General features: G+C 70.3%; 12 protein-coding genes and 1 pseudogene. 5 read left to right on the forward strand and 8 right to left on the reverse strand.

The window, feature by feature from the left end; translation table 11 throughout:
• The first annotated feature begins 154 nt into the window (after positions 1-154).
• On the forward strand, positions 155-1,072 hold the full coding sequence (locus WA640_RS13765; protein ID WP_335988291.1) for a helix-turn-helix domain-containing protein: 918 nt from the start codon (positions 155-157) through the stop codon (positions 1,070-1,072).
• Here WA640_RS13765 and WA640_RS13770 read toward each other — a convergent pair.
• Positions 1,042-1,608: a TetR/AcrR family transcriptional regulator gene (locus tag WA640_RS13770; RefSeq protein ID WP_335988292.1), complete on the reverse strand. Its 567-nt coding sequence runs from the start codon at positions 1,606-1,608 to the stop codon at positions 1,042-1,044. The two genes, WA640_RS13765 and WA640_RS13770, sit on opposite strands and share 31 nt — an antisense overlap.
• 164 nt (positions 1,609-1,772) lie before the next feature.
• Here WA640_RS13770 and WA640_RS13775 point away from each other — a divergent pair, with 164 nt between their 5' ends.
• Complete coding sequence (locus tag WA640_RS13775; protein WP_335988293.1) at positions 1,773-3,956, forward strand: MMPL family transporter; 2,184 nt, start codon at positions 1,773-1,775, stop codon at positions 3,954-3,956.
• 4 nt (positions 3,957-3,960) lie between these two features.
• Here the strand turns inward: WA640_RS13775 and chrA are convergent, their stop codons facing one another.
• The 3 genes from chrA to WA640_RS13790 are packed head-to-tail and all read right to left on the reverse strand — an operon-like array spanning position 3,961 to position 6,308.
• Positions 3,961-5,361, reverse strand: a complete 1,401-nt coding sequence (chrA, locus tag WA640_RS13780; protein WP_335988295.1) for a chromate efflux transporter — start codon at positions 5,359-5,361, stop codon at positions 3,961-3,963.
• 21 nt (positions 5,362-5,382) lie between these two features.
• The gene (locus tag WA640_RS13785; RefSeq protein WP_335988296.1) at positions 5,383-5,814 is read right to left on the reverse strand and encodes a chromate resistance protein ChrB domain-containing protein; all 432 of its coding nucleotides are present in this window, start codon (positions 5,812-5,814) and stop codon (positions 5,383-5,385) included.
• Positions 5,811-6,308, reverse strand: a complete 498-nt coding sequence (locus tag WA640_RS13790) for a Chromate resistance protein ChrB (RefSeq protein ID WP_335988297.1) — start codon at positions 6,306-6,308, stop codon at positions 5,811-5,813. Before WA640_RS13790 ends, WA640_RS13785 begins: the two co-directional genes overlap by 4 nt.
• 255 nt (positions 6,309-6,563) lie before the next feature.
• On the opposite strand from WA640_RS13790, the gene WA640_RS13795 reads away from it, so the two are divergent.
• A complete protein-coding gene (locus WA640_RS13795) occupies positions 6,564-9,503 on the forward strand; it encodes an NACHT domain-containing protein (RefSeq protein ID WP_335988299.1) in 2,940 nt (979 codons plus the stop codon).
• 118 nt (positions 9,504-9,621) lie between these two features.
• Here WA640_RS13795 and WA640_RS13800 read toward each other — a convergent pair whose 3' ends face one another.
• Together WA640_RS13800 and WA640_RS13805 are read right to left on the reverse strand one after the other, a co-directional pair.
• Positions 9,622-10,479: an arylamine N-acetyltransferase family protein gene (locus tag WA640_RS13800; RefSeq protein ID WP_335988301.1), complete on the reverse strand. Its 858-nt coding sequence runs from the start codon at positions 10,477-10,479 to the stop codon at positions 9,622-9,624.
• A 78-nt stretch (positions 10,480-10,557) separates the two neighbouring features.
• A complete protein-coding gene (locus WA640_RS13805) occupies positions 10,558-11,511 on the reverse strand; it encodes a helix-turn-helix transcriptional regulator (RefSeq protein ID WP_335988302.1) in 954 nt (317 codons plus the stop codon).
• Positions 11,512-11,573: 62 nt separating this feature from the next.
• On the opposite strand from WA640_RS13805, the gene WA640_RS13810 reads away from it, so the two are divergent.
• Both WA640_RS13810 and WA640_RS28855 read left to right on the forward strand, forming a co-directional pair.
• Positions 11,574-13,805 carry an excinuclease ABC subunit UvrA gene (locus WA640_RS13810; protein WP_335988304.1) on the forward strand — a complete coding sequence of 744 codons (2,232 nt, stop codon included), beginning with the start codon at positions 11,574-11,576 and terminating at the stop codon, positions 13,803-13,805.
• Positions 13,806-13,989: 184 nt separating this feature from the next.
• A pseudogene (locus tag WA640_RS28855) lies at positions 13,990-14,840 on the forward strand (Vgb family protein).
• A 97-nt stretch (positions 14,841-14,937) separates the two neighbouring features.
• On the opposite strand, the gene WA640_RS13820 reads toward WA640_RS28855, so the two are convergent.
• Both WA640_RS13820 and WA640_RS13825 read right to left on the reverse strand, forming a co-directional pair.
• On the reverse strand, positions 14,938-16,977 hold the full coding sequence (locus WA640_RS13820) for a non-reducing end alpha-L-arabinofuranosidase family hydrolase (RefSeq protein ID WP_335988309.1): 2,040 nt from the start codon (positions 16,975-16,977) through the stop codon (positions 14,938-14,940).
• Positions 16,978-17,066: 89 nt separating this feature from the next.
• Positions 17,067-17,981 carry an alpha/beta hydrolase family protein gene (locus WA640_RS13825; RefSeq protein WP_335988311.1) on the reverse strand — a complete coding sequence of 305 codons (915 nt, stop codon included), beginning with the start codon at positions 17,979-17,981 and terminating at the stop codon, positions 17,067-17,069.
• Positions 17,982-18,299: the final 318 nt, after the last annotated feature.

Below are 18,299 nucleotides of genomic sequence, written 5' to 3' on the forward strand. Positions count from 1 at the left end.
GCGGCTGCGATGCGCGGACGCGTGCCCGATCGTTTCCGTGCCGTCGGGACGGTCCCGGGCCGGATAGGGACCAACCTAAATCCGGCTCGGCGCCGCGGGCTTGTAAGAAACGTGCGTCGGCACTGAGCAAGGCTCGCGGCGGCATACTGGGACCATGTCCCCCGTACCGCTTCCTTCGGGGCCCGACTCCAGCGGACAGCAGTACCGCGAGTTCCCGCCCGATCCGGCGCTGCGCGGCCTCGTCGCCTTCGCCTGGGTCCAGCAGGTCGGCGCGGCCCCGTACACCAGGCGGCGTGCACCGCATGGCGCCGTCGAGATCGTCTGCGGCGCCGGTGCGGCGCCGCAGGTGATCGGGCCGCTCACGGTGCCCTTGATCGAGCGGATCGAACCGGGCACGACCCTGGTCGGCGTTCGCCTCGCGCTCGGGGCGCTCCCCGCCGTCACGGGGCTCCGCGCCTCGGAGTTGACCGGGATCGCTTGCGACGCCGAGGAACTGTGGGGTCGCGCGCAGGCTGCGGCGCTCGCCGCCGCCATCGACGAGGCGGCCTCGCCGTCGGCGGCGCTCACCGCCCTCCAGGACCACGTCCGTGGGCTCGCCGCCGACGCCGCTCCTCTCGACCCGCTCGTGGCCGCGGCCGTGCGCGAGCTCATGCCCTGGCGCGCAAGTGACGTGGGCTCGGTCCAGCGGTCGCTGCACATCTCCGAGTCGCAACTGCGCCGCCGGTTCCACTCGACCGTGGGCATCCCTCCGAAGCCGCTGCACCGGATGCTGCGGTTCCAGGGTTTCCTCGCCCTGGTCCAGCACGCGATCACCCAGGGCCGCAATCTGAACGGTGCGAACCTCAGCCTCATGGCCTGCCAGGTCGGCTATTCCGACCAGGCCCACTTCACGCATGAGTGCGTGCGGTTCACCGGCGTCACCCCGCGCGTCCTGCTCGCCGACACGCACCGGGACTGCGTCGGGCACGACCACTCGCCGTCCTCTGCGCCGCTCCTGCTCGCGCGCACCAGATTACGGCTCGGGTCGCTCCCCGCGGTTCGTCACGACTCCTTGAGAGCGACCGCGAGGTAGGCGTGAAGGGCCTGCTTGGCCTCCCGGGTCACGGTCGGCAGTTCACGCTCACTGGCGGCCATGATCATCGGGAGCAGGCCGCGGAACATGTGGATGGCGACGGCCGCGGTGAGGCGGCGCTCGTCGGCGGGCAGGTGCGGGGCGCGGTCGGCGAAGATCCCGTCGAGTCGCTTGAAGATGAGATCCTGGGCGGGCCGTTTCGCCTGTGCCAGTTCGGGAGTGATGCCCGGGTCGGCGAGGAGGGTGTGGAAGCCGGGATTGGCGCGGTCGAAGGCGATGATCGGGTCGAGGACCCGGTCGAGCAGGTCGGCGAGCGGGAGCGCGGTGCCGTCGACGACGAAGGCCGCGCCGTGGGCGGCGTCGAGGCGCTCGACGTAGCGGGCCATGAGGGCCTCGGCGATCTCCTGCTTGCCGCGGAAGAACTGGTAGAGGGTGCCGGGCGAAGCGCCGGCCGCGGCGGCGATGGCGTTCGTGCTCGCCTTCGCGTAGCCGTGGGTCGCGAAGACCTCGGCGGCGGCGTCGAGGAGTTCGTGCATGCGCTTTTCACCGCGGGCCTGGCGTTTGCGCGCGGGTTTGGCAGTGTCGCCTGCTGTGTCGCCGGTCATAGGCACCTCTCGGACTTGATATTACGAGCAGTTGCTCGTATTTTTATTTGCGAGCGCTCACTCGTATTTGCAGTCTACGCCGGTCGGGAGACCCCATGACCTCCACCGCTCCCCCGCTCGCCTCCCCCAGGTCGCCCATGCTCCGCCTCGGACGCTTCGCCCACCGCCGCAGGCAATCCGTGCTCATCGTGTCGCTGCTGTTCCTCCTCGCCGCCGCGTTCACCGCCACCGGCACGATGAACGCGCTCGTCCTCTCCCGATACCAGGTCCCCGGCTCCGAGTCGATCGTCACCGGCGAGCGCCTGGACCGCGACTTCGCGACCGGCTCCGCGAACTTCCTGCTCCTGGTCACGGCCGCCGACGGCGACGTCGACTCGGCCGCGACCACCGCCGCAGGCGCCGACCTCGCCGCGGCGCTCGCGGGCGCCGACGAGGTGCTCCGCGTCGACTCCTACTGGGACTCGCAGTCCCCGGCCCTCGTCAGCGAGGACGGCTCCCAGGCGCTCGTGACCGCGTACGTCCCAGGCGAAGTGACCCACGTCCGCGAAGACGTCCTCCCCCGCCTCAAAGCCCGGTTCGAACGCGAGGACGGCCCGCTCACCGTGGCCGTCGGCGGCTCCGACGAGCTGTTCCGCGAGGCCGCCCAGATCGCCCGCCAGGACTTCCTCCTCGCCGAGGCCATCGTCATCCCCGGCCTGCTGATCCTCCTCGTCGCGATCTACCGCCGCCCGGCCGCGGCCTTCCTCACGGTCGGCGTGGGCCTGTTCGCGCTCGCGGTCTCGTTGGCCGCCATGCGGTTCGTCGCCGCGCACGTGGAGGTGTCGACGTTCGCGGCCAACCTGATCCTGGTGATGGCCATGGGCCTGGCAGTCGACTACTGCCTCTTCATCGTCAGCCGCTTCCGCGAAGAGTCGGCACTGCACGACCGCGCCGAGGCGGTGGCGCGCACCGTCGCGAGCGCCGGCCGCACCGTCGTGTTCTCCGCGGTCACGGTGGCCGCGAGCCTCTCGGTGCTGCTGTTCATGCCGTTCCCGTTCCTGCGCTCCTTCGGGTACGCGGGCATCGTCGTCCCGCTCGCGGCGGTCCTCGGCGCGGTCGTGGTCCTCCCTGCGGCCCTTGCCGTCTGGGGCCACCGCGTCCAGCGCCGCGCCGCCCCGCGCCCGGTTTCCGAGGGCCGCTGGTTCCGGATCGCCACGGCGGTCATGCGCCGCCCCGTCCTGTGGGGCGCGGCCGCGCTGGTCCTGGTCCTAACGCTCGCCTCACCGCTCCTGGGCGTCCGGTTCGGCGTTCCCGACGAGCGGTCCCTGCCGGAGGACGCCCCGAGTCGAGTCGTCACCGACCAGGTCACCGCGGGCTTCGCCGCCGAGGCGACCGACTCGCTCCTGATCCTGGCCGAGCACGCCGACGAGGCTTCCCTCGCGGCCTACACCGCCGAGCTCTCCGAAGTCGACGGCATCGCGCAAGTCGACTCGGCAGCAGGCAGGTTCACGAACGGCGCCCTCATAGCGGCCCCCGACACGAACCGGTTCTCGTGGCACGGCGGGGACACCTGGCTGGCGGCCGTCCCCGAGACCTCGGCGATGCGCGACGACCCCTACGCCATGGTCGGCGAAATCCGAGAGGTCAAGGCCCCGTTCGCGACGTCCGTGGCGGGCTACCCCGCCGACCTGGCCGACTTCCGCGACGCGCTCCTCGATCGCCTCCCGCTCCTCCTCGGCCTGATCGTGCTGATCACCTTCGTGATCCTGTTCCTGATGACCGGCAGCGTGATCGCCCCGCTCAAAGCGACGATCCTCAACGCCCTGTCGATGGCGGCCATGTTCGGCGCGCTCGTCTGGGTCTTCCAGGACGGGCACCTCTCCGACCTCATCGGGTTCACCCCGCAGGGCTCGTTCGAGCCGTCGATCCCGATCCTCATGTTCTGCGTCGCCTACGGCCTGTCCATGGACTACGAGGTGTTCATGCTCGCCCGCATCAAGGAGGAATACGACCGATCCGGCGACCCGACCGCCTCGATCGCCACCGGCCTCCAACGCTCGGCCCCCCTGGTCACCGCCGCCGCCCTCGTCCTCGCCTTCACCTTCGCGGTCTACGCGACCGGAGACGTCGCCTTCCTCCAAATGCTCGGCCTCGGCATGGCCCTCGCGGTGACCGTGGACGCCACGGTGATCCGCGGCGTCCTCCTCCCCGCGGTCATGCGCCTCACCGGCCGGTTCAACTGGTGGGCCCCGCCGCCCCTGAAGCGCCTCCACACCCGCATCGGCCTCCGCGAAGGCTGAACGGTCAGGCCACCGGAAGGCCGGTGAGTCCGGCGATGAGGCCGAGCGCGGCGCAGACGCCGAGGACGCGCAGGACGGACCATTTGAGGGCGAAGACGAGGACGAGCGCGATCGCGGTGATGGCGAGGGCGACCGGCTGGATGGAGGCGAAGACGGGGACGGCGAAGTGGAGCGGTCCGGCGTTGATGTCGTGGGTGTCGGTGAAGAGGGCGGTGAGGGCGAAGTAGAGGGCGAGGTTCGCGATGACGCCGACGACGGCGGCGGTGATGCCGGTGAGGGCCGCGGAGAGCTTCTGGTTGTTGCGGAGGCGTTCGATGTAGGGGGCGCCGAGGAAGATGAACAGGAAGCAGGGCACGAACGTCACCCAGGTGGTCAGCAGTGCGCCGAGGACGCCCGCGGCCCAGGGGTTGAGGTCACCCGGATGGTGGTAGGCGCCGAGGAAGGCGACGAACTGGACGACCATGATCAGCGGCCCGGGGGTGGTCTCGGCGAGGGCGAGGCCCTTGACCATGTCGCCTGCTGAGAGCCAGGCGTAGTGCTCGACGGCCCGTTGGGCGACGTAGGCGAGGACGGCGTAGGCGCCGCCGAAGGTGACCACGGCCGTACCGGAGAAGAACAGGCCCTGGGCGGTGAACACGGAGTCCGTGCCGGTCAGGAGTGCGACAGCGAGGACCGGTGCGGCCCACAGGACCAGGCCGATCACGATGATGCGGGCGGCGCGTTTCCCGCTGGGGGCCTCGTGGTGGAGGGCGTCGTCGGCGATCAAGGGAGCCGGGCCGTCCTGCGCCGAGCCGTGGCCGCCCGCCTTGAGCGCGTTCGGCTTCCAGCGGCCGATGGCCCATCCGGCGAGCGCGGCGGCGGCGATGACGATCGGGAACGGGATGCCGAACAGCGCCAGCGCGGCGAATGCGGCGGCGGCGAGGGCGACGAGCAGCGGGTGGGACAGGGCGCGCTTGCCGACGCGGTGGACGGCTTGGGCGACGATCGCGACCACCGCGGGCGCGAGCCCGGCGAACAGGGCGGTGACGATCGTGGTGTCGCCGAAGGCGACGTAGACGATGGAGAGGGCCAGGAGGGCAATGGCGCCGGGGAGGACGAACAGGATGCCCGCGGCGAGCCCGCCTCGGACGCCGTTGAGGAGCCAGCCGACGTAGATCGCGAGCTGCTGGGCTTCGGGGCCGGGCAGGAGCATGCAGTAGTTGAGGGCGTGGAGGAACCGCTGCTGGCCGATCCAGCGGCGCTCGTCGACCAGGGTGCGCTGCATGACCGCGATCTGCCCGGCAGGGCCGCCGAAGGTCTGGAGCGAGATCAGGAACCACGCTTTGAGGGCGGTCCGGAACGGGACGACGTCGCGTGCGGTGGCCGCTTGAGCCGTGGCGTCGGCGCGGTCGCGTTTGGTGTTCATGGGCAGGGGTTCCTTTGCGTCTCAGGCGGGTTCGCGGCCGAGGAGCGTGGATCGGCGGTAGTACTCGTAGAGGCCGTCGAACAGCGGCCGGGTGTGCTCGATCGTCTGCTCGTCGTCGCAGACCATGGACAGGGCGCGCAGGGCGATGTCGATGCCGTGGGCTTCGGGGACGTCGAACCGCTCGTCGTCGAGGTCGGCTTCATGCACCGTGGCGGCGAGGCGCCACAGGACCGGGTCGGTCAAGTCGTAGCGGCGCAGGATCGTCTCGAACGTGCAGTCGCCGCCCTGGTGGCCCAGGTCGACGCCGCGCATGTCGAACGCCGTCGCCTCCTCGGGCACGTCGGCGGGGTCGGCGACGAACACGAACTCCGCCTCCGGGTCCACCGCCCTTCTGATGAGCCAGATGCACGCGGCCCGGTCGATGTGGACGCCCGCGCGGGTCGCCCACCTCACGAGCCCACCGCCTCGGAGGCGCTCTGGCCCTGGAGGTCGGCGACCGCCCGGCGGGCCCGGTCGCGTTCGGGCGGCGGGAAGTAGTCGCGGCGGTTGATGCGGTGGAGCTCGGCGCGGAGCCGCCGCACCGCGGCAGCCCGCTCGACCTCGGGCAGCTCGGCGGCGGCCGCGGCCGCGTCCAGAACGCCCCGGTACTCGACGGCCCTGGCCTCGGCCATCGATGCCGCCAACTCCCGCTCCTGCGCGAGGGCCGCGGGCCGGGCGATCCAGATCGCCGCCGTGCCGCCCGCCTCCAGGGCCTCGTCGGCAAGCCACTCCAAGTGCTCCCGCGTCCTCGCATCAGCGGGGAGCGCCACCAGACCGTCCGACAGCTGCGCGACCCCCAGCCGTTTGAGCTTGCGCCACAACGCGATCCGCGGACTCGACGGCTCCCGCGGCATCCGGTACGACAGCAGCACCCACTCACCGGTGCCACGCGCGTCAGTTCCACTCATGCAACCATGGTTGCATGAAACCGTGGTTACATCAACTCGGGAGACCGCGACCTTAAGGCGTCTCGGCTCGGCGAGACCCGCTGGAGTCGCCGCGGAACGCTAAGATCGGTCGTCCATGGCGCAGGCCCGTCCTTCGATCGCACCCCAGGGCGAATGCAGCCCCGTTCGAAAGCCGAAGCGATGTCCACTACTCCTCCCGCAACCAGCCGCAGAACGACGACGGAGACCACAGCGATCGTCGGAGCGATCGCCGCCGTGTTCGCTGCCGCTACCGCCTTCCTGTTCTCCGCCGACGGCAGGCCGCTGTGGATCGGTGTCGCCGGCGGGATCCTGGTCGCGGCGGCGGTCGTCTGGGGCCTGTGGCGTCGCGCCCGCTCATATCTCTGCGTTCTGCGATACCGGAGCAGGATTCGCGGCAACCGGTACATGAACTCTGTGACACTCCTGGGCGCCGTCTCCCGTGCGCTTCCCGGCCTCACGCTCGACGACGTCTACGTGGATGTCGCGCTCCGCAATGACGAGACCGATCGCGGGGGTCAGAAGGTCTTCGGCTGGTCGCCGGGGCGCCCCGGGGAGCGCGCGACGCTCGACCGATTCCTCAGCCGCGGCGGCGCCCCGCAGTTCGCGGTGTACGGCATGCCGGGCTCGGGCAAGTCGACCCTGCTCCGGTCGACCGCGATGCGCATGGCACGGTCGATCCGCCCCTCGGCCCCGATGCCGATCCTTGTGGTCCTCGCCCATCACACGGGGCAGATCGTCGGAGATCCCGGGATCGACCTCGCCGAGATCGCCGCGGGCGCGCGCTGGCTCAACCGCGACGACATCCCCGTTCAGGAGGTGCGGCGCTGGCTCTCCGGAGGACGCTGCGTGATCATGCTCGACGGCCTCGACGAGGTCCCCGAGCAGCACCGTCCCGCGGTCATGCTGTGGGCCGAGCAGCAGCACGGGGCCTACGAAGGCTGCACCCTGGTCGTCACTTCCAGGGAGATCGGATTCGAGTCGGCACGGTTCGACGCGGCGGACCTGGTGCTCGAAGTCTGCCCGCTGACCCGTGACCAGATCGATCTCTTCGTCGCGAACTGCTATCGCGCGTTCCGCAAGGGCGGTGAGGTGGTCGGCCGCCGAGCGGCCGCTGAAGAGGCCGCGCTGCTCGCCGGCCTCCAGGCCGATCCGGCGCTCTATGATCTCGCCAGCACTCCGCTCCTGTTGCAGCTCATGGTGTTCGTTCATCGCAGCAGCGACGACGGCCTGCCTGCGAGCCGCGGGGAACTGTACGAGCGCATGGTGCAGATGCTCCTGCACGAACGGCGAAACCGCGTCAAGCTCTCGATGCCCGCGAACCGCCTCGAACTGCGGCCGAAGCGCCGCATCGTGCAGCGGCTCGCGTTCGAGATGATGCGCCGCGAACTCGTCCAGTTCGACCCGCTGCCGCTCGTCAAGGAACTGATCGAGGAGTTCGAGGTCGAGGTCCCGGCCCAGGAGGTGCTCCGCGACCTCCGCGAGAACGGCCTGCTGTCCCGAGTGGACTCGAACTCGGACGTCTACATGTTCGCCCATCTGTCGTTCCAGGAGTACCTGGCCGCCGAGGAGATCCACGAACAGGGCCGGATCGATGCGCTCCTCGACCGCATCGGTCGGCGCTGGTGGCGCGGCACGGCACTGTTCTGGGCGAGCGCCTACGATGCGAACCCGCTGATCGAGGCGTGCATCGCGGCCGGAACCGCCGATGCCTGGTCGCTCGCCATCGAGCTCCAGAACGAGTCCGGACTGGCCGGACGCGAGATCGCCCCGCACCTCGCCGAGCGCGTCGCCGCATTCCTCACCGGGGCGCACGATGTCGACAGCGAGGAGCACCGGGTCGTCTGCGCCGAGCTCATCAGCAGGAACTTGAGCGAGGTCGCCTTCTCGGAGTCCGGAGCCGTCTGTACCAAGCCTGTCGGCGGCGACCTCTACCGAGCCTTCGCCAGAGAACAGCGCGCCCAAGGGCTCTGGCCCTCGTCCCACCGATTCGGACCCGACGGCCAGGTCCTCGGCCTGTGGCCCGGCGAGGTGTTCTCGTTCGCGCAATGGCTCACGCGCTTCGACCACCACGGATTCGACTACCGGCTGCCCCGTGCAAGAGCGTACGAGCATCCGCAGCAGATCCTCGCGGTCCGCGACCAGGTGGCCGGGCCGCCGAAGGCCGTCTGGGTCCGGTCGAACAGCCGAGTTGAGCTGAGAGACTTCAGCAGACTCTGGATTTCCAAGTTTGAAGTCTCCCTGGAGGAACTTGAGAGCCAGGTGCGGGCCGACTGGCGATTCATGATGAGCCGCTTCGACTTCGCACACTGCTCAGACGAGGCGCCGACCGCCGCGGGCCGGATTGCGAGCGCCTGCGCGGGGCTCAAGGAGATCGTCGCCGCCTACAAGACGAGGATCGGCAGCCCTGCGCTGTCCAGGGATCCCCAATCGGCCTCGGCGAAGGCGATCGACGCGCACCTCGCCTTCGTCAACACTCTCTCGAACGCGGTCGACGAGCTGAACTTGTTCGCGGACTCCGACTCTGTCAACCTCCTCGCGATCCTGCGCATCGTGGCCGCGAACAGCAAGCCTCCGACCCGGAGCCCTTCAGGGGTGCCCGCCTTCCCCGCCGCGGCGGTGAAGCAGCACCTCGACCTCGTGCAAGACGCGGTCCGGACCGCGGTCCAGGTCTCCTACCGGCTGCACCGCGGCTGCTACCGCGAGGGCGCCGGCACCCCCGCCTTTCTCGGCACCGCCGGCGCCCTCCTGCTCGCCTGCCGCCTCCCCGCCGACGGCACGCCCACCTCGTACAAGCTCCCCAGAAGACTCGCCGAATCGATGCACAAGGGACTGACGGTGTTTCCGGAGCAGCTCCCTGGCTACCTCGAAGAGGTCATCCAGATGTACGGCGCCAACGCCCAGCGCCACCGCCTCCGCCCCCGAAAACTCATCGCCGACATGCTCACCGACCTGCGTCAGCCGATCGCGGACCTTGCCGCGCGCCGCACCGCGATCGACTTGGAAATGCTCGCCTCGATGCGGATCGCACTGTGCGCCGCGGCCATCTGGACCGAGGCGCAGGAGTTCGACCCCCTCTGGTCATGCGTGTCGGGACTGACCGCCATCGAAGCCCGCTACCGGGACCCGTCCGTGCTCAACGAGGCCATCGTCCTGATCCGCAAGGAGCGAGACTGAGGGATGGCTTCCAGGAGGTGCCGGACGAACCGGGCGGCATCTCTCCGCTCGCCTACTCCCGCATCATGGCCGACCTCGTCTGCGACCGCGCCCGCTGACCCGGGCCGCCGTGTCCGGGTCACTGTCGTGCAGGCGGCGCCTCGGCCAGCTCGGTCAGGCGGCGCACCAGCAGTGCGGCCTCCTCGGTGTCGGTGCGGATGCCGAAGACGTCGTCGAGGAGCTTCGGCACCTCGCGCGGTTCCACGGTCTGCTTCGAGGGGGCCCTGCCGGGGCGCTCGGTGGTCCAGGTGAGCGCGTCGAGCGTGTCGTACCGGTCGGTGCGCAGCCGCTGCACGAACGGGCGGATGACGAACGGCGAGCGGTCGTTCGAGGCCACGAAGTGGTTGCCGACCGCGTAGTCGACGGCGTACTGCGGGTTCTCGGTGAAGACCTGCCGCACCTGCCAGGACTCCTCGTCGCCGCGCTGGTGCACGGCCCAGCCCGGCGAGCCGTGGGTGATCTCCTGCCAGCGCAGCAGGTACGGCCAGGGGCCGGCCTCGCTGGTGGCGCCGTCGACGAGCTCGATGGGCTCCAGGGGGCTGTTGCCGAAGCCGACGTCAACGAGCCGGCGGGTCCCGTCGATGTCGACCAGGAGCATCGCGTGGGTGGCGGGCCGCGGGCGGTGCTGGTCGGCGCCGAGCTGGACCCGGCCGGAGACGGCGGTGAAGTCGAAGCCGAGTTTCTCCAGCACCGCGGCGAAGAGCGTGACGTGTTCGAAGCAGTAGCCGCCGCGGCCGCGGCGGATCAGCTTGTCCTGCAAGGAGGGCAGGTCGAGTCTGACCTCGCGGTAGAGGAAGCTGTCGAGGGTGTCCCACCTGACGTTGAGCACGTGCGCACGCTGGAGGCCGCGGAGGGTCGCCAGCGTCGGGGCCCGGTCGCCCTCGTAGTCCAGGAAGGCGAGATAGGCGTCGAGATCGAGGTCCTCACTGCTCCACATGCACCTGCCAACGCCGCTGCCGCCGAGCGCATTCCACCGGCTCGCCGTGACCGCCGTGCCCCCAAGCGGGTTCCCGGGTCAATTTGCGGCGGCCGCGCGCAGTCGTTCGGCGAAGCGGTGGAAGCCCTGGACGAAGTGGTCCGGCGCCTCGATCGTGAAGTCCGCGTCGAGGAACGCGAGGGCGACGAGCGGCCATTCCCAGGTGTCGAGGCGCAGGGCGACGCGGGTCCGCCCGTCGTCGAGGGCGGTGAGTTCGACCGTGTCGTGGCGGAACGCCTCGGCGACGGGTCCCGGCGGGGCCGAGACGATGAAGGCGACCGGTCGGCGGTTCCGGGCGATGCCTTCGACGAGGTAGTCCATCGCCGACGGGGCGGGCCTCGGGTTGAACCGGGTGGTGGAGAGGCGCAGGCCGCGGATGCGGTCCGTGCGGAAGGTCCGCCAGTCGCCGCGGCCGAGGTCCCAGGCGAGGAGGTACCAGCGTTGGAGGTGATGGAGCTGCCGGTGGGGTTCGACGCGACGGGACGAGACCGCGCCGTCGCCCCGTTCGTAGTCGAACGTGACGATCTGGCGGGCCGCGATCGCGTCGGCCAGCTCGCCGAGGTCGCCCGCGCTGGTGGTCGGGGCGGGCACGCCGCCGGTCTCCAGGCTGGCCCGCAGCCGTGCGATCCGGTGTCGGAGGCGTTTGGGCAGGTACTGGTCGACCTTCCCGTAGGCGCGCGTGGCCGCCTCGTCCACGGAGCCTTCGTCGGCGCTGCCGGTCGCCGCGAGCGCGGCGAGGCCGAGGAGGATCGCGATGGCCTCGTCGTCTTCGAGCATGAGCGGCGGCATCGCGGTGCCGGCGGTGAGCCGGTAGTGACCGCCCGGCCCCGGACGCGTCTCGACCGGGTAGTCGTATTCGCGCAGGCGGTCGATGTCGCGCCGCAGCGTCCGGGGGCTGACGCCGAGCCGCGCGGCGAGTTCGGCGCCGCTGAACGAACGGCCGGTCTGCAGTGTCGCGAGCAGGGAGAGCATTCGGCGGGTGACATCGGGCATGTCTTCAGTCTGCCCGAAAATGCGGCCAGGATCCGGCCGCATCCGCGTCTAGCGTCGACGGGATGAACGAGCGAATGATCCGCATCCGCAGCGCCCGGTCCAACAACCTCAAGTCCCTCGACGTGGACCTGCCGCGCGGGAAGATGATCGTGTTCGCGGGCGTGTCCGGCTCAGGGAAGTCGTCCCTGGTGTTCGACACGATCGCCGCCGAGGCCGGCCATCAGGTCACCGAGACGTACCCGCCGTTCCTGCGGAACCGGATGCCGAAATGGACCCGGCCCGACGCCGACGAGATCTCGGGGCTCTCGCCTGTGGTGGTGATCGACCAGCGCCGCCTGGGCGGGAACGCCAGGTCCACGGTCGGGACGATCACCGACACCTGGACCTACCTGCGGCTGCTGTACTCCCGGGTCGGCAAGCCGCTGATCGGCGAGTCGGCCCGGTTCTCCTTCAACGACCCGGCGGGCATGTGCCCGACCTGCTCGGGCCTCGGCGAGACGGTGGCGGTCGACGTCGCGTCGTTCCTCGACCTCGACAGGACGCTGCGCAGCGGCGCGATCCTCCTGCCCGGCATCGTGGACGGCGGCTACTGGCACGCCAAGTACGTCGACGCCGGGGCGTTCCCGGTCGACACGCCGCTGCGCGACTGGACCGAGGGCGAGCTGCTCGCGCTGCTGTACGGCGGCGAGCACGCCGCGAGGCTCGAAACCAGGCCCCCGGCCGACTTCGAGGGCCTGGTCGAGTGGTTCGAGCGGATCTACCTGCGCACTGCCGACCACCTTTCGGAGCGCAAGCAGGAGACCATCGACCGGTTCACGCGATCCGGGACGTGCCCCGAGTGCGCGGGCGAGCGGCTGAACGCCGAAGCCCGGGCCGTCGAGGTTCACGGCCGCACCATCGGCGAGCTGGCGTCCATGGAGGTCTCGGAACTGCCCGACTTCCTCACGGGGATAACGGAGGCCGCGGTGGCGCCGGTCGTCTCGGCACTGTTGGAGCGGCTGCGCGCGATGGACGGCATCGGCCTCGGCTACCTGCACCTGGGCCGTGCCACGACGAGCCTGTCCGGAGGCGAGTCCCAGCGGGTGAAGACCGTGAAGCACTTGGGCAGCAGCCTGATCGAAATGCTCTACATCTTCGACGAGCCCACGGTCGGACTGCACCCGCAGGACGTGGACGCCATGACCGGGATCTTGGCCCGGTTGCGGGACAAGGGGAACACGGTGCTCGTCGTCGAGCACGACCCGGCCGTCATGGCGGTCGCGGACCAGATCGTCGAGATCGGACCCGACGCGGGAGCCGAGGGCGGGCGCGTGGTCTTCCAGGGGACGTTCGCCCAGCTGCGGAAGGCCCGCACGCCCACGGCGCTCGCCCTCGCCGATCGCGCGCCGACCGCCACCGCGCCGCGCGAGGCCGCCGACGTGATCACGGTCAAGCACGCGGAGCGGAACAACCTGCAGGACTTGACGGTCGACTTCCCGACCGGGGTGCTGACCGTGCTCTCCGGCGTCGCCGGATCCGGCAAGTCGAGCCTGGCGGCCGAACTGGTCGACCAGCACGGCGCGATCGTCGTGGACCAGCGCCCCGTCGGCGCCAACCGCCGCTCCACGCCGATCACCTACACCGGGATCGCCGCGCCGGTCCGCCGCCTGTTCGCGAAGGCGAGCGGCCTGCCCGCCAAGTACTTCAGCGCCAACTCCGAAGGCGCGTGCCCCGAATGCAAGGGGCTCGGGATCGTCTACACCGACCTCGCGTTCTTGGAGGGGCAGGAGACCGTGTGCGCGAGGTGCGGCGGGCGCCGTTTCACCGACGAGGTCCTGCGCCACCGGGTCGAGGGGCTCACGATCGCCGACATCGACGATCTGACCATCGCGGACGCGCTCGAACGCTTCGAGGACCGGACGATCCGCAAGGCGCTGGGCCACCTCGACCGGGTCGGGCTCGGCTACCTGCGTCTCGGGCAGCCGCTCACGACGCTGTCGGGCGGCGAGTGCCAGCGCGTCAAGATCGCGAAGGAACTGCACGACACCGCGGGGCCGTCGCTGTACGTCTTGGACGAGCCGACGACCGGGCTGCACCTGCGCGACATCGACACGCTCGTGAAGGTGCTGTTCCAACTGGTCGACCGCGGTCACACGGTCGTCGTCATCGAGCACAACCTCGACGTGATCCGCCGCGCCGACTGGATCGTCGACCTGGGCCCGGGAGCGGGCCGCCACGGCGGGCGAGTCCTCTACGAGGGCCCGGTATCGGGCATCCGCGGCACCGCGACCTCGCGAGCGCTCGGGCAGGGCTGAAGGAACGGCGTCCAGGCGCGCACGCGCGTGACCGCCGCCCACGTGTACTGCTCGTCGTATCAGGTGGTGTAATCATTGGCCGTTCCCGCTCCGGCCGTGTCGTACGGCATCTCGTAAGGCGAGGAGTGGCAAGTCAGTTCGCCGAGCCGGCGATGCACCGATTGGCAGCGGAAGGTGTTATCTCATGAGGACGATCGCAGTTGCCAAGGGCGCATATGGAATCGGTTTCGGCGCGGACGGGACGACCTGGTTCACCGTGGCCGAGGGTGATCGCGTCGGGCGCATCGGCGCGGAGGGGGAGCCCGTGTACACCGAGCTGGCGGCCGGGGCGCAGCCGACCGTGCTCGCCGTCGCGCCCGACGGCGCGGCATGGTTCACCGAGTACAAGGCCGACCGCATCGGCCGCATCGGCGTCGACGGCGAGCTGAGCGAGGTGCGGCTCGCCTCAGGCGCGGGGCCGTACGGGATCGCCGTCGACCGCTCGGGCGCAGTGTGGTTCACCGAGTCCGCCGGCGACCACATCGGACGTATCGGGCCGGACGGGGAGCTCTCGCGGTTCGCGATCCCGCACACCGGTGGCTTCCCCTCGGCGATCGCGGCCGCACCGGGCGGGGACCTGTGGTTCACGCTCAACGCGGCGGCCTCGGTCGGGCGCGTCGGCACCGACGGCGCTGTCACGGTGATCCCGCTTGCGCTGCAAGGGCCGCGCCGGTCGGTATCGCGGTGGGCGTCGGCAGCGTGTGGTTCGCCGACATCATGGGCGACCGCATCGGCCGCATCGACGAGGACGGCACCGTCACCGCCTTCGCGCTGGGCGAGGGCGCCAAGCCGCACGCCGTGGTCGCCGACGATGCAGGGGGCTGCTGGTTCACCGAATGGGGCGGCAACCGGATCGGGCACGTGACCGCGGACGGCACGATCACCGGCCACGATCTCCCGGTCGAGAACAGTGAACCCCACGGCATCGCGATCGCCCCGGACGGAGCAGTGTGGTCCGCCCTGGAGATCGGTGAGCTCATCAGCATCGAGCAATAGCTCGTGGTGCGCGGCCCGCAGTCGGGCACGCGAAGTGCGACGCCCGGGCCCCGGACCGCTTCACGGTCCGGGGCCCGGGCGTCGGCTCATCGGCGCCTCAGCACGCCGGGTTGGTGTTGGTGAGGAGTCCGAGGCGGTAGGGCAGCTGGGAGTACTCCATGCCGTTCGAGGCCGGGTCCCTGCCCTGGTAGAGGTATTGCATGTCGCACGGGTCGATCTGCATGGTCTGGTCGGGGTTCGTCCGGACCATCTCGCCGTGGCTGATGTCGTTCGTCCAGACTCCCCCGGGGAACGACACGTTGGCCGCTCCTGCGAACGGGTCGGACTCGCTGTCGGCCAAGGGGGTCCACTCGTCACCGAGCGCGTCGAGGCTGTCGGCCGTCCAGGACCGGAAGTAGCGGTCGCCGCTCGCGCCGATGGCCTCGATGATGAGCAGGTACTGGTCGGTGTCGCCGACCTTGTAGAGGTTGAGCGCCTCGAACAGGCCGTTGTCGCCCGGCGACGCCATCAGCACCTGGGTGTCGCCGAAGCCGCCCGGGAACTCGTCGACCGTGGTCTGCATGCGGAAGAAGGTGTTGTTCGAATTGCTGAAGAACATGTAGCAGTTCGCCTCGTCGCAGGTGACCCAGTAGTCGACGACGTAGCTGGAGCCCTCGTCCACGATCGGGTCATGGGCGCTGATGAAGTTCTGCGCCGCCGAAGCCGACTCGGGCGCTCCCGGGCCGTCGAGGGTCGAGAACGAGGGCAGCCCGGTCTGGTAGATCAGGTACCACTGGTCGTCGGGTTCGAAGTAGAACACCTGCGGCGCGGCCCGGTAGCCGCCGCCGACGGCCGTCGTGGTGAGGTGGAGCTGCTCGGCGTCCCCCGCTTCGGACCAGTCCGAGAAGCCGCCGAAGTAGGTCAGCGACCAGCCGCCGCCGGTGTCGGCGGTCGTCGCGTAGACGTGGTATTGACCGTCCACGTTGACCACCGACGGGTCCTTGATCGAGACCAGCTGCCGGTCGGGGGCGGTCTGCTGCTGGTCGACCAGTTCGCCCGTCGACTCCCACGCGAAGGTCTCCGGCAGCGCCTGGTCCTGCTCGGGCTCACCGGTCGGCTCATCGCTCGCGGCGGCCGAGTTCAGGACTTCGAGGACGGCGTCGTACGCCTCCTTCTTCTGGTAGGCGTCGTCGAACAGCAGCGGCGTGTCGTCGCCGCGCCACGAGTACTTGTCGGTGATGCCCCAGGTCGTGATGCCGTTGCAGCGATCGACCGCCACGCAGGCCTCGGTCACGGTCCGGTACACGTCGGCCTGGGCCGAGCCCGATCCGCCGACGTCCAGCTCGGTGATCTCGACGTCGACGCCGAGCGCTGCGAAGCGTTCGAGGTTGGCCTGGTAGGTGCTCAGGTTCGAGTCGGTGCTGAGATGCGACTGGAAGCCGACGCAGTCGATCGGCACGCCTCGGGCGAGGAAGTCCTCGACCATCGCGTAGATCCCGTCGCTCTTGGCGTTGATGCCGTCGGTGTTGTAATCGTTGTAGCAGAGCCTCGCGTCGGGGTCGGCGGCGTCGGCGGCGCGGAACGCCTCCTCGATCCAGCCGTCGCCGAGCTGCTGCTGGAGGTTCGACTGGCGGCGGCTGCCGTCCTCTTCGAACGCTTCGTTGACCACGTCCCAGGACGAGATCTGGCCCTGGTAGTGGCCCGCGACGCCCGCGATGTGGTCGGTCATGGCCTGGCGCAGGTCGTCTCCGGTCAGGCCCTGGACCCAGCCGGGTTGCTGGGCGTGCCACACGAGGGTGTGGCCGCGCACTTCCATCCCGTTCGCTTCAGCGTGGGCGACCAGCGTGTCGCCGCCGCTGAAGTTGAACTGGCCGCGGTTCGGCTCGGTCGCGTCCCACTTCATGGCGTTCTCGGCCACGATGCTGTTGAACTCGGCGTTCAACGTGTCCGCGTACTGGGCCTCGCCCAGGAAGTTCGGGGCGATGGCCGCGCCGAAGTAGCGGCCGCTCTGGGCCGCCGCCCCGCCGAGTGTGTCGGCGGCCTGCGCGGTGTTGGCGAAGATCAGCGCGCCGGCCCCGGTGAGGCCGACCGCCAGTGTCACCGCCAGCGCGGTGCGGGCGCCGCGGCGTGTCCTCCGTCGGGGAGGAATGGGTTTCATCGGTACTCCTTCTGCTGTGTCGGCTTCCCGAGCGCGCCCATACCGGGTGGGTGGGCTCGGTGCGGCGGATTCGCCGCCGGTCTTGCGGGTCAGTCGAGTTCGGCTTCCCAGACGATGCCGCCGCCGGAGGCGTCGTCCGCGAGCCGGTCGCGGGCGGCGGTGTCGCCGTAGAGGCTCCATCGCATCCAGTCCAGGCTGGTGGCGACGGTCTGGTCGTAGGTCGCGCCGTTCCAGATGTACTCGTCGTGGCCCTGGCCGGTGTGCGTCATGAACGCCTTCGGGGTCGGGAGCTCGCCGTATGCCTGGCGCGCCAGGCCGTAGTCGCAGACCGGGTCCTGGTCGCCGTGGACGAACAGGACCTTGGCGGCGACCGCGCCGGTCGGGTCGCCCATGTCCACGGTGGCGTACGGGATCGCGGCGGTGACCCGCTCGTCGGGCCAGGCGGTGAGGATTCCGTGGGTGGTCATGCCGCCCAGGGAGTGTCCGGCGGCTCCGACGCCGTTGGCGGTGTCCATGTGGCCGGCGAACATGTCGTCGCCCTCGTTCAGGGCCAGGGTGCGGGTGATGACCTCGGCGACGTCGAGCGACTGGTTGCCGTTGTAGACGTCGCCGACGTTGCCCTCGGTGCCGGAGGAGGTGGTGGGGAAGACCGGTGCCGGGACGATGAATCCGGCCTCGGCCAGCGGGCGGATCATGACGCCGTAGCTCTCTGGATTGCCGCCCAGCCCGTGGCTCCATTCGACCACCGGGAAGGCGCCGTCGGCTATCGGGGCGTCGCGCACGGGATCGCCGCCGGGCGAGCCGGTCGTCGGGTAGAAGATGCGGGTGACGAGGCTGCGGTCGCCTCGGCTCCAGGCGAACTCGCGCACGCCGAGGGCGAACGGCTCGGTCGGCGCGGTGGCGGCGGGGGCCGGTTCGGCCAGTGCGGAGGGAAGGACGGAGCCGCCTGCGACGGCGGCTCCGAGCGCCCCCAGCCCCAGCACTCCGCGTCTTGTGATTGACATCGATGACTCCTTCGCCGATCGTGGGGAGCCGCCGGTCGCCCGGCGGCTCCCTCCGGACCGTGGGATCGAGTGCGGAGAGGTGCCGACCGGTACCGGGAAGGACGACGGCTCACTGCTGGCACGGCCACGGAGCTGATCTTGTCCGAAACTTTCGGTGACATCACCGAAACTTACAACGCCTCGAACTATAGAGATCCTTCGATATCATGTCAAGTCTCCCGATACGGACAAATGCCGTGGCGTCCGCGACCATGCGGACCCGCGCCGATTCCGGATCGCGCGCCCGTGTGCCGTCGAGCCTCGACCTTGATGAGGACG

The sequence above is a fragment of the Glycomyces sp. MUSA5-2 genome (assembly GCF_037034145.1).
In the GTDB taxonomy this organism is placed as follows: Bacteria; Actinomycetota; Actinomycetes; order Mycobacteriales; family Micromonosporaceae; genus Glycomyces; species Glycomyces artemisiae.

Excerpts from the sequence above, each read along its gene's own strand:
- WA640_RS13770 (WP_335988292.1), bottom strand. The coding sequence starts at position 1,608 with ATGCACGAACTCCTCGACGCCGCCGCCGAGGTCTTCGCGACCCACGGC.
- WA640_RS13820 (WP_335988309.1), bottom strand. The coding sequence starts at position 16,977 with ATGAAACCCATTCCTCCCCGACGGAGGACACGCCGCGGCGCCCGCACC.
- chrA (WP_335988295.1), bottom strand. The coding sequence starts at position 5,361 with ATGAACACCAAACGCGACCGCGCCGACGCCACGGCTCAAGCGGCCACC.
- WA640_RS13810 (WP_335988304.1), top strand. The coding sequence starts at position 11,574 with ATGAACGAGCGAATGATCCGCATCCGCAGCGCCCGGTCCAACAACCTC.
- WA640_RS13765 (WP_335988291.1), top strand. The coding sequence starts at position 155 with ATGTCCCCCGTACCGCTTCCTTCGGGGCCCGACTCCAGCGGACAGCAG.
- WA640_RS13790 (WP_335988297.1), bottom strand. The coding sequence starts at position 6,308 with ATGAGTGGAACTGACGCGCGTGGCACCGGTGAGTGGGTGCTGCTGTCG.
- WA640_RS13775 (WP_335988293.1), top strand. The coding sequence starts at position 1,773 with ATGACCTCCACCGCTCCCCCGCTCGCCTCCCCCAGGTCGCCCATGCTC.
- WA640_RS13805 (WP_335988302.1), bottom strand. The coding sequence starts at position 11,511 with ATGCCCGATGTCACCCGCCGAATGCTCTCCCTGCTCGCGACACTGCAG.
- WA640_RS13825 (WP_335988311.1), bottom strand. The coding sequence starts at position 17,981 with ATGTCAATCACAAGACGCGGAGTGCTGGGGCTGGGGGCGCTCGGAGCC.
- WA640_RS13800 (WP_335988301.1), bottom strand. The coding sequence starts at position 10,479 with ATGTGGAGCAGTGAGGACCTCGATCTCGACGCCTATCTCGCCTTCCTG.